This window comes from Actinacidiphila sp. bgisy145, assembly GCF_057708125.1.
Genome location: NZ_JBYIRL010000002.1, coordinates 429957 through 441238 on the forward strand (window position 1 = coordinate 429957; position 11282 = coordinate 441238).

The following is an 11282-nucleotide window of genomic DNA, read 5'->3' on the forward strand; positions in this document are numbered from 1 at the left end:
GGCCCCGACCCGAGGTCGGAGCCGCCGCACATCACCGCCGGCCGGGCCGGGCTACTCGACGTCCACCCAGTCCAGGGTGCGGTCGACCGCCTTCTTCCAGCCCTTGTAGCCCGCCGCGCGCTGCTCCTCGGACCACTCCGGCTGCCAGCGCTTCGACTCGTGCCAGTGCGCGCGCAGTTCGTCGGTGTCGCGCCAGAAGCCGACCGCCAGGCCCGCGGCGTACGCGGCGCCGAGCGCGGTGGTCTCGGCGACCACCGGGCGGCTGACCGGCACCCCGAGGATGTCCGCCTGGGTCTGCATGCACAGGTCGTTGGCGGTCACACCGCCGTCGACCTTGAGCACGTCCAGGTGCACCCCGGAGTCCTGCTCCATCGCCTCGACCACGTCGCGGCTCTGGTAGCACATCGACTCCAGCGTGGCCCGGGCCAGGTGGCCGTCGGTGTGGAAGCGGGCCAGGCCGACGATCGCGCCGCGGGCGTCGGAGCGCCAGTACGGCGCGAACAGCCCGGAGAACGCCGGCACGAAGTAGATGCCGTCGCTGCTGTCCACGGTCCGGGCCAGCCGCTCGCTCTCCGGCGCGCCCTTGATGATGTGCAGCTGGTCGCGCAGCCACTGCACGGCCGAGCCGGTCACCGCGATCGAGCCCTCCAGCGCGTAGACCGCGGGGGCGTCGCCGAACTTGTAGGCGACCGTGGTGATCAGCCCGTGCTCGCTGCGCACCGCCTCCGTACCGGTGTTGAGCAGCAGGAAGTTGCCGGTGCCGTAGGTGTTCTTCGCCTCGCCGGGGGAGAAGCAGACCTGGCCGACGGTGGCGGCCTGCTGGTCGCCGAGCACCCCGCAGATCGGCACCTCGGTCGAGGTCGGCCGGGAGGTGCGGGTGCGGCCGTACGCCTCGGGGTGCGAGGACGGGTTGATCTTCGGCAGCATCGCGCGCGGGATGCCGAAGACGCCCAGCAGCTCGTCGTCCCAGTCCAGCGTCTCCAGGTCCATCAGCATGGTGCGGCTGGCGTTGGTGACGTCGGTGGCGTGGATGCCGCCCTTGGGGCCGCCGGTGAGGTTCCACAGCACCCAGGAGTCGGTGGTGCCGAAGACCGCGTTGCCCTGCTCGGCGGCCTCGCGCAGCCCGTCGGTGTTCTCCAGCATCCACTTGATCTTGCCGCCGGAGAAGTACGTCGCGGGCGGCAGTCCGGCCCGCTGCCGGATCAGGTCGCCGTGGCCGTCGCGCTCCAGCGCCTTGGCGATCGAGTCGGTGCGGGTGTCCTGCCAGACGATCGCGTTGCCGTACGGGCGGCCGGTGCGCGGGTCCCACACCACGGTGGTCTCGCGCTGGTTGGTGATGCCGATGGCGGCCAGGTCGGCCGCGGTGATGCCGGCGTTGCGCACCGCGGTCTGGATGACCACGTTGGTGCGTTCCCAGATCTCGGTCGGGTCGTGCTCGACCCAGCCGGGGCGCGGCAGGTACTGGGTGTGCTCCAGCTGGTGCCGGGCCACCTCGTTGCCGTCGTGGTCGAAGATCATGAAACGGGTGCTGGTGGTCCCCTGGTCCACCGCGCCGACGAAGTCCGCCATGGCTTGCTGCCTCTCCTGGATCTTCCGGGCTCGGGTTGTCGACGACCGCGCGGGGCAGCCGGGTCGCCCCGGCCGCCCGCGCGCGGTGCGGGCTCAGTCCTGCGGGATCGGGGCGCGGCCCTCGGGCTCCGGTTCCGCACGCGGCAGGAAGCGGCCGACGAAGAGCTTGTAGAAGACGCCGCCGACGAGGCCGCCGACCAGCGGCCCGACGATCGGCACCCAGAAGTAGAGGTTGCCCCATTGGTCCCGCCACGCCGTGTCGTATCCGGTGATGTAGCTGGCCAGCCGGGGGCCGAAGTCACGGGCCGGGTTGATGGCGTAGCCGGCGTCCGTACCGAACGCCATGCCGATCGCCACGACCACCAGGCCGATGATGAACGGGCCCATGTTGGCCTGCGGCGGGTTGTTGAGCAGGTCGGTGAGGGCGAGGATCAGGATCAGCAGGATCGCGGTGCCGATCACCTGGTCGCGGAACGCGCCCCACTCGTGCACGCCGGCGACCGGGTTGCCGTTGCCGGGCAGCGTGGAGAAGACGAACTGGGTCTTGATGGTGTGGCCGGGGTCGGCCTTGGCCAGGACCTCGGTGTAGTTCCAGCGCACCAGCAGCGCGGCGCAGAACGCGCCGAGCGTCTGCGCCAGGATGTAGGGCACGACCCTGGCCCAGGAGAAGTTCTTGAAGGCCGCGAGGGTCAGGGTGACCGCCGGGTTGAGGTGGGCGCCGCTGAGCCGGGCCGCCAGGTAGACGCCGAGCGTCACACCCAGACCCCAGGCCCAGGAGATGCTGTCGTGGTTGCCCAGGCCGCCCGTGGGGCTGGTCAGGGCCCCGCCGGCGACGACCTGGGCGACCACCCCGACGCCGAAGAGGATGAGGATCAGGGTGCCGGCGAACTCCGCGGAGAGCTCACCGAGCAGCCCGGAGCCGCGTGAACGTGGCGCCATGTCAGCCTGCTTCCCGCCGGTCGTGCGGCGACCGGCACTCGCTCGTGGTCCCACTCGTGCTTCTTCCTAACTCAAGGAAGCACGGTGGTACGGGAGGGGCGCGTGTGACTGGGCCGTTCGAGGGGGAGTTCCGCGCGGTGCCGGTGCGGGGCGCCCGCCGCTGCTATGGGTGCGGCGGGTGGTGGGGATGCGGCGGGTGGGGTCCGCCGGGCGGATGCGGCGGGGGCGGGGGGAGCGTCGACGGGCCGGGCGGCGGTTCGGGCCAGACCAGCAGCACCGGGCAGGGGGCGTGGTCCACGATGAAGCGGCTGTGCGGACCCAGGCTGTGCGGCCCGAGGCGGGTGCGGTCGCCGTCGCGGGCCAGCACCAGCAGGGCGGCGTCCTCCGCTTCGGCGACGACCTCGCGCTCCACCCGGCCGGTGCGCTGGAGGGTGGTGCAGGGGCGGTCCAGTCGGGCGGCGGCCTCCGCGAGCAGCGACTCCCCGGCAGCGGTGGCCTGTTCTGACAGGGCCAGGCCCGGGTCGCGGTCGGTGCGGCCACGGCCGAGCAGCCCGGCGAACGCGCCGTGCGCGGCGCCGGCCACCTCCGGCTCCGCCACGTGCACCAGGACGACGTCGGCGCCGTCGGGCGCGTGGGCGCGGACGGCGTCCACGCAGGCCGGCCAGGTGCCCTCCACGACCCAGGCCACGACGGTGGCGCCGCCGCCGGCGCGGTGCGCCAGGCCCGGCTCGGGCGGCTCGTACGGTGCCGGCGGCCCGTGCCGTCCGGGCGGCTCGTGCGGCGGGGGCGTGGGCATGGGGGTCAGCCTCCGATCACGGTCAGCGAGAGCCACAGTGCCACCACGGCGACCGCGAGCGACGCAGGCACGGCGATCGCGCCGAGGCGGGTGAACTCGCCGAGGTCCACCTCTGCTTCGTGGGCCCGCACGATACGCCGCCACAGCAGGGTGGCGAGAGACCCCGCGTAGGTGAGGTTGGGGCCGATGTTGACGCCGAGGAGGACGGCGAGCACCGCGCCCGGGCCGTGCGGCGCGGTCAGCGGCAGCAGCACCAGCACCGCGGGCAGGTTGTTGATCAGGTTCGCCAGCACCGCGGCCAGCGCGGCCAGTCCCAGCAGCGCGGGCAGGCCGGTGCCGCCGGGCACCGCGTGGCCGAGCGCCGAGCCGAGCCCGTGGTCGACCAGCGCCCGCACCACCACGCCGAGCGCGAGCACGAACGCGAGGAAGGGGACGGCGGCCGACCGCACCAGCGCGCGCGGGGTGGTCTCACGCCGCAGCAGGGCCCGCACCGCGAGCACCGCCGCGCCCGCGAAGGCCGCCCACGCCGCGTTGACGCCGAGCAGTGAGGCGGCCACGAAGCCCACGAGCGTGCAGCCCACCGTGACCAGCGCGAACCGCGGCAGCGGCGGCCGCTCGGCGGTGGCGCGGTCGCCCGCGCCCGCGGCCAGGTCGGTGGCGAAGAACCGCCGCAGCACCAGGTACTCCACGCCGATCGCGGCCAGCCACGGCAGCGCCATCAGCGCGGCGAACCGGGTGAAGCTCAGCCCGCTGGCGGCCAGCGCGAGCAGGTTGGTGAGGTTGGAGACCGGCAGCAGCAGCGACGCGGTGTTGGACAGGTGAGTGCAGGCGTAGACGTGCGGCTTGGGGCGGGCGCCCAGCCGTGCGGCGGTCGCGAAGACCACCGGGGTGAGCAGCACGATGGTCGCGTCCAGGCTGAGCACCGCGGTGATCACCGAGGCGAGCACGAAGACCTGCCCGAGCAGGCGGTACGGGCTGCCGCCGGCGGCGCTCGCCATCCAGCCGCCGCACGCGGCGAACAGCCCCTCCTCGTCGCACAGCTGGGCCAGCACCAGGACGGCGGCGAGGAAGCCGATCACCGGGCCGAGCTGCTGCGCCTCCTCCCGCGCGTGGTCCAGGGAGATCGCCCCGGTGGCGATCAGCACGGCGGCGGCCGGCACCGCGACGGCCGCCTCCGGCAGCCCCCACGGGCGGACCACCGCGCAGCCCAGCACGAGGACGAGCAGGACGGCGCTGAGCGCTTCTGCGGCGGGGCCGCTCATCGGGCGGTGCTCATACGGAGGCGTTCATGGGTGCGTCGCGGCCTTTCTGGCGCCGGGGCCCGGCGGTTCGTCGTACGGGTACGGGTGGTGCGGCGCGCGGTCGTACGAGCCGAGCGGATCGTACGGGGCGGCCGGGGGCGCGCGGGCGGGGGCCCGGCGGTCCGACTGCCAGTGTGCGGGCTGCCGGGCGCGGTGGCCGGGTACGCCACCGGCAAGGCGTCCGCCGCAGGTGCGGCGGCGTGGCGGGCGTGGTGCACGGGTGCCGTGCGCCGGGCGGAAATGGTGCACCGGTGCCGTGGTGCGGCAGGCGCGCGGCGCCGTACGGTCGTATCGGTCGGCGATCCGCGGACGGGGGGGACGCACGGGGGAGGGGATCGCCGGCCGGTTGCGCGGCCTCGACGGGGGACACGGGGGAGGGGCCGCCGGCAGTCGCACCGCCTTCTGGGCCACGGGCCCGGGGCGGTGCGTGTGCTGCCCGCGGGCTTTTTGGACGCGGTGCGTGGCGCTTAGGGTGGAGGTCGACGACCCGCCGCGCGGGGCCGTAGTCGTCGGCGGGCCGGGACGGTTGCCACGGGGGCCGGTGTCCGGCGCGCCCGACGGTGGCCCGGTGCGGTGCCCCCACCGCCGACCCCGGGAACCCGCGTGCTCACTCTCCACGACCTCGTCGCCGTCCCCGACTTCGCCCTGACCCTCGTCTCCGGTGCGGGGGACGCCGAGGTCGCCCAGGTGCTGGTGCCGGTCGACCCGGACGCGGAGTGGAGCGGGGTGGTCGCCGCGCGGGCGCTGGTGGTCGCCGAGCCGGGGCGGATCGGGCGGCCGGAGCGGCTGGTGCGGGCCCTCGCGGCGGGCGGCGCGGCCGGGCTGGTCCTCGCCGGAGCCGGAGCCGGAGCCGGAGTTGGAGTCGGAACCGGCGCCGGAACCGGAGCCCGGGCCGGAGTCGGAGCTGAAGTCGGGGCCGGGGCCGGAGCCGGGGCTGAACCGGTGACCGCTGCCGCGGACCCGGCGGTGCGTCAGCTCGCGGCGGCCGCCGCCGCGGCCGGTGTGCCGCTGCTGACCGGCGCCCACCCGCTGACCGCCTGGCGTGAACTGGCCCCGCGCATCTCGGCGCTGACCGCCGACGCGGCCCGGCGCGGCCAGGCCCGGCTGGCCGGGCTGCTGGACCGGCTGCCGGTGCCCGGCGCCGACGAGCGGGCCACCGTCCGCGGACTCGCCGGCTACCTCGCCGACGCCCTCGACGCCCAGGTGCTGGTGCACGCCGACGGGGAGGTGCTGGCCGCGGCGCCCCCGGCGGCCGAGGCCGCGCTCACCCCGCTGCTCGGCACACCGCCCGGCCCCCGGCAGCCGCTGGCGGGCGGCGGGTTCGCGCAGAGCGTCCTGCTCGCCCCGGCCGGCGACGCGACGCTCGTGGTCGGCACCGCCGTGCCCGAGCCGGACCCGGTGCTGGTCGGATACACCGCCAAGGCGCTGCGGCTGATGGTGGCCGGGCTGCGCGAGCGGCGGACGAGCGGCGCGGTCGGCGACGCGCTGCGTGGGGTGCGGCTGTCGGCGTTCCAGCTCTTCATGACCGGGCACGCGGTGGCCGCGCAGCGCGTCGTGGCGGGCATCGACGGCGCGCTGATGGACAGCGACACCGCGCAGGTGTTCATCCTCGACTGCGGCCGGGCGGCGCGCGACACGGTGCTCGCCGAGGCCGAACGCGTGCTCGCCGCACAGGTGCTGGCCGTCCGCTGCCCCGCCTACCGGCGGCACCTGATCTTCCTCGCGCCGGACCACACCGGGGCCCGCGCCGAGGAGGGCCTGCACCGGCTGGTGGACACCTTCGCCGACGCCCGGGCGCTGCTCGGCGGCAGCCTCGCCCACCCGCTGGACGCGGTGCCCGACGCGTACGGGGAGGCGCTGGACTGCCTGACCCGGGCCGGCCGCAGCCCCGACCGGGTCGCGATGGCCACCCGCACCACCGGTGTCGTCGACGTCCTCGACCCGGCCGCCGCGCTCGCCTGGGCCACCCACCTGCTGCGGCCGGTGCTCACGATGCCGCGCGGCGGCGCCCAGATCCTGGAGACGACCGCGATGGCCGTCGAGTTCGAGATGTCGGCGACCGCGCGGGTGATGGGGGTGCACCGCAACACCGTCACCCGCCGGGTCCGGCAGGTCTTCGACGCGGTCGGCCTGGACCAGGACGCCATCCTGGACCGGGTGGTGCTCTCGCTGGCCGCGCAGATCGTGGCGCGCCACGGCACCGCGGCCATGGGCGGGCGCGACACCGCCGACGTCCCCGACCTGCACACGCTGCTCGGCGAACCCGCCTTGCGGGCCTGGGCGGAGAAGGTGCTGCGGCCGCTCGCCGACGACCGCCGCGACCTGCTGCGCACCGTACGGGAGTGGGTGCGGCACGGCTGCCGCTACGAGCCGGCCGCCGCGTCGCTCGGGGTGGCCGCCAAGACGGTGCGCTCACGCATCCGCGCGGCCGAACCGCTGCTGGAGCAGGACCTGATCGACGAGTTGCCGCGGGTGCCCGGGGAGAGCGAGCACCGGCTGGCCAGCGTCCGGCCGCTCGCCGTGGCGCTCTACGCCACCACCGAGCCCGGTGCCGCCCGCCCGCCGCTGCCCGGCGGCCGGGCCTGATCCGCGGCGCCCGGAGCGGCTTCGGCAGTTCGTTCACCCGCCCGGGTGCCGCGGCGACAGCTCGGTGCGGCACACTGTGCTCCTTGACAGAGGCCGTCGCAGGGACGGGTACTCCAGGGGGAAGGCAGTCACCATGATCATTTGGGGCACCAGAAGCTACATATACCAGCTGGCGATGATCACACTGCTGTGCGGGCGGTGCGGCAACCCGTCCGCCCACGCGCTGCGGCGGCGGGTCATGAAGTTCACCCTCTTCTTCATCCCGCTGTTCCCGATCAGCTCCAAGTACTCCACGCAGTGCACCTTCTGCGGTGCGCAGACCTCGGTGCCCAAGGAGCAGGCCGAGCAGCTCCAGGCGCAGGCCGCCGCGGCCCCGCAGCCGGCACCGCCGGCCGGTTACCCGGCCCCGCAGCAGGGTGCCAACCCCTTCGGCCAGAACTGATCCGGCCCGCCCGCCCCGGCCGCCGTCTCCACCGGTGCCCGGGGCGCCGGTGTGTCCGGGGGCGCGCCTGAAGGGAGGCGGTGTGTCCGGCCCGTCACGATTATGTCCTCCCCGTGTGGGTTCTGTTACAGATCTGTGCAGATCGTGTCGCGATTCCGCCCTATGACCGCCCTACGCTCGTAGCCGGTGCGGGGCGTGGGGACGCCCCTCCGGGACGCAGGCGGGGGGGCCATGTTCGCGTGGCGGAACGACGGTCGACGGCAGTGGATGTCACGTGAGTCGGTGCGCGGGGCGTGGCGCGTGGCGCGCACCCGGCTGCGCCCGTGCTACCCGCGGCCGGGCCGCACCGGCTGGCGGCGCTGGCTCCCGTCGCTGCGCCAGAGCCTGCTGCTGTGCGCGTGGTCCCTGCTCCTGCTGGTCGGGCTGGTCTGGTGGGCGTACGCGACCACCTCGATACCGGCCGACCTGAACGCCTACGCGACGCAGCAGGACAACGTCTACTACTGGGCCGACGGCAGCGAGATGGCCCGGGTCGGCCCGGTCGACCGGCAGGCGATACCACTGGACCGGATACCGGTCGCCATGCAGTCCGCGGTGGTCGCCGCCGAGAACGCGTCCTTCTACTCCGACCCCGGCGTCTCCCCGAAGGGCATCGCCCGCGCGGTGGTGAACATGGCGACCGGCGGCGACCGGCAGGGCGGCTCGACCATCACCCAGCAGTACGTCAAGAACGTCTACCTCGACCAGGACCAGACGATCTCCCGCAAGGTCTCCGAGATCCTCATCGCGGTCAAGCTGGACCGCAGCACGAGCAAGGACCAGATCCTCGACGGCTACCTCAACACCAGCTGGTTCGGCCGCGGCGCCTACGGGGTGCAGCGGGCCGCGAAGGCGTACTACGGCGAGGACGTGTCCCAACTCAACACCAGCCAGGCCGCGTTCCTCGCCGGGCTGCTCAAGGGCGCCGGCCAGTTCGACCCGTCGGTGAGCCCCGCCAACCACAGCCGCGCGGTGGCGCGCTGGAACTGGGTGCTGGACCGGATGGTGAAGACCGGCAAGCTGTCCGCCGCCCGCCGCGCCACCTACACCACCTTCCCCGAGCCGATCGCGCCGCCGAAACCGGCCGGGCTCGGCGGGCAGACCGGCTACCTCGTGGACACCGCGCGCGCCTACGTCTCCGCGCACAGCGGCATCTCCGACCGGCTCTTCGACCGCGGCGGCTACCAGATCTACACCACCTTCGAGAAGCCGAAGGTGGACGCGCTGGCCGCCGCGGTCAAGGAGCAGACCGCCAAGCTGCACCCGGCCACCCGCGCCGCCGACCGGAACGTGCGGGTCGGCGCCGCCTCGGTCGCCACCGACGGCCGCATCCTCGCGCTCTACGGCGGCCCGGACTACGTCAAGCAGGGCTTCGACGACGCGGACATCTCGATCGTCCCGGCCGGCACCGCCTACGCGCCCTTCGTGTACGCCGCCGCCCTGCGCGACGGCGTGGTGCGCCAACGCGACGTCCCCCGGGCCCGGGTCGGCCCGGACAGCCAGTACGACGGCGACGACGGCGCGCCGATCCAGACGCCCGAGGGCCCGTACTGGAGCCGGGACGGAAAGGTCGTCAAGACCGCCAACGCGGGCGGCCGTTCGTACGGCCCGATCGCGCTGGGCAAGGCCGTCGCGGAGGGCGTGAACGGGCCGGTGGAGCAACTGGGCGTGGACGTCGGGCTCAACCGGGTCCGGCAGGCGTCGATCGACGCCGGGCTGCTGCCGGACAGCGGGTTCGCCGAGCAGGTGCCGAGCTTCTCGCTGGGCACCTCCACGCCCAGCCCGATCCGGATGGCCGCCGGGTACACCACGTTCGCGGCCGGCGGCACCCGCACCGACCCGTACTCGGTGCTGCGCATCACCCACGACGGCGCCGCGGTGCCGCTGCCGAAGCCCGTTGTCACCCACCCGTTCACCGCGAAGGTGGCCGGGGAGGTGGACGACGCGCTGCGCGAGGCGGTCGCCACCGGCGCCGGGCACGCGGCGGCGCAGGCCGGTCCGGGGCTGGCCGGGCTGCCGGGCACCGCGCCGGACAACACCTCGGCGTCGTTCGTCGGCTACGACGCGGACATGGCCACCGCGGTGACCCTCTTCCGGATCGACCCGAAGACGCAGCAGCTGGAGCCGCTGACCGGGCTCGGCGGGCGGTCCGCGAAGAAGCCCGGCAGCGACTACCCGGTGAAGATGTGGACCCGCTACACCGAGGCGGTCCGCCCGCCGGCCGGGTCTACTTCGTGATGAACGTCGACCAGTCCGGCGCCTCGCCCGGGTCCAGGTTGCGCAGCTTCGCCAGCACCGCCGGGTCCTGCATGTCCAGCCAGTCGCACAGCTGCTTGAAGGACACGCACTCCACGCCCTTGCGCGGGCAGACGTCCTTCACCACGTCGGAGACGGCCTGCATGTAGATGCCGCCGTTCCAGTCCTCGAAGTGGTTGCCGATGAACAGCGGTGCCCGGCTGCCGTTGTAGACGCGCTGGAAGCCCTCCAGGTAGCCGTCCCGGGCCTGCTTCTCCCACTCCGGGTACTTCGCCGGGTCGCCCTCGGTGACGTCGCCGCCGGACTGGTTGTAGAGGAAGTTGAAGTCCATCGTCAGGCCCTGGAAGCTCTTGCCCGGATAGGGCACCAGCTCCAGCGGGAAGTTCCAGATGCCGTCCTCCTTCTTCGGCCAGAGCTGGAAGTCGCCGGGCGAGCTGGCGTCGTACCGCCAGCCGAGCTGCTTCTCGGCCGGCAGCAGGTTCTTCTGGCCCTCCAGGCACGGCGCGCGCCCGCCGACCAGCTCCTGGGCGTAGTCGAACGGCAGCGGCGCGATGTCGGTGAAGCCGGTGTTCGTCTTCCAGTTCTGCACGAAGGAGTACGCCTGCTCGGTCTCGCTCAGCCACTCCTTGGTGCTCCAGTCCGCGCCCGCGCCCTTGTCGGGCTCGCAGAAGTGCCCGTTGAAGTGGGTGCCGATCTCGTCGCCGTCCTCCCAGGCCAGCCGCAGCTGCTCGAGCGTCCACCGGATGTGCTGGTCGGTGGGGTAGTCGATCGCGGAGGCGCCCGGCGAGTGCTGCGGCGGGTGGTAGAGGGTGCTCTTGTCCTTCGGCAGCAGGTAGATGCCGCTGAGGAAGAACGTCATGTTCGCGTGGTACTTCTCCGCCAGCGTGCGGAAGCGGGAGAAGTCGTGGTCGTCGCCCTCCAGGGCGCCGTCCCAGGAGAAGACCACGAACTGCGGCGGCTTCTCGCCCGGCTTGAGCTTGTGGAACGTCGGCTGGTTGGGCTGCGGCCCGGTGTACGACGTGGAGCCGTCGCCGATCACCTTCGTCTTGCCGTCCCACGTCGGGGTCGTGGTGGCGGTCGGCGCGTGCCGCACCGGCGTCTGCGCCGGGGAGCTCGCGGCGTTCTTGGCGTGTGCCGACCCGCCGCCCCCGGTGCCGACCGCCACCAGCGTCGCGGCCAGCGCCGCCGCGACCCCCGCGGTGGCCAGCCCGGCCGCCGCTCCCCGCCTGATCTTCACCATCGGTACGCGTACCCCCCACATGGTGCGCCTCGAACGGGCACACGGCCCCCATTATTCAGTTGATCGGACCGGAAAAGGGGGCGGGGAACAGAGGGGAAGAATCCCCCCCCGGGC

Annotated in this window: 8 protein-coding genes; 3 read left to right on the top strand and 5 right to left on the bottom strand. The window is 74.0% G+C overall.

Translation table 11 applies throughout. The annotated features are described in order from the left end of the window. Positions 1-51: 51 nt before the first annotated feature. From glpK to AC3ERT_RS03740, 4 genes are all read right to left on the bottom strand, one after another. The gene (glpK, locus tag AC3ERT_RS03725; protein ID WP_435133579.1) at positions 52-1569 is read right to left on the bottom strand and encodes a glycerol kinase GlpK; all 1518 of its coding nucleotides are present in this window, start codon (positions 1567-1569) and stop codon (positions 52-54) included. 93 nt (positions 1570-1662) lie between these two features. Continuing rightward, positions 1663-2508 (bottom strand): MIP/aquaporin family protein, encoded by an 846-nt coding sequence (locus AC3ERT_RS03730; RefSeq protein ID WP_335972079.1) that lies wholly within the window; start codon positions 2506-2508, stop codon positions 1663-1665. A 163-nt stretch (positions 2509-2671) separates the two neighbouring features. Further along, positions 2672-3304, bottom strand: a complete 633-nt coding sequence (locus tag AC3ERT_RS03735) for a universal stress protein (protein ID WP_435133576.1) — start codon at positions 3302-3304, stop codon at positions 2672-2674. Positions 3305-3309: 5 nt separating this feature from the next. After that, positions 3310-4566: an SLC13 family permease gene (locus tag AC3ERT_RS03740; RefSeq protein WP_435172607.1), complete on the bottom strand. Its 1257-nt coding sequence runs from the start codon at positions 4564-4566 to the stop codon at positions 3310-3312. A gap of 642 nt (positions 4567-5208) precedes the next feature. Between AC3ERT_RS03740 and AC3ERT_RS03745 the strand changes: the two genes are divergently transcribed. The 3 genes from AC3ERT_RS03745 (at position 5209) to AC3ERT_RS03755 (ending at position 9910) form a co-directional block, all read left to right on the top strand. Beyond that, positions 5209-7191: a helix-turn-helix domain-containing protein gene (locus tag AC3ERT_RS03745; protein ID WP_435172609.1), complete on the top strand. Its 1983-nt coding sequence runs from the start codon at positions 5209-5211 to the stop codon at positions 7189-7191. 133 nt (positions 7192-7324) lie between these two features. Continuing rightward, complete coding sequence (locus AC3ERT_RS03750) at positions 7325-7633, top strand: zinc-ribbon domain-containing protein (protein WP_335972085.1); 309 nt, start codon at positions 7325-7327, stop codon at positions 7631-7633. Between the two features lie 267 nt (positions 7634-7900). Next, complete coding sequence (locus AC3ERT_RS03755) at positions 7901-9910, top strand: transglycosylase domain-containing protein (protein ID WP_435172611.1); 2010 nt, start codon at positions 7901-7903, stop codon at positions 9908-9910. Here AC3ERT_RS03755 and AC3ERT_RS03760 read toward each other — a convergent pair. Further along, the gene (locus tag AC3ERT_RS03760) at positions 9900-11168 is read right to left on the bottom strand and encodes a polysaccharide deacetylase family protein (protein ID WP_335972088.1); all 1269 of its coding nucleotides are present in this window, start codon (positions 11166-11168) and stop codon (positions 9900-9902) included. The two genes, AC3ERT_RS03755 and AC3ERT_RS03760, sit on opposite strands and share 11 nt — an antisense overlap. Positions 11169-11282 lie beyond the last annotated feature (114 nt).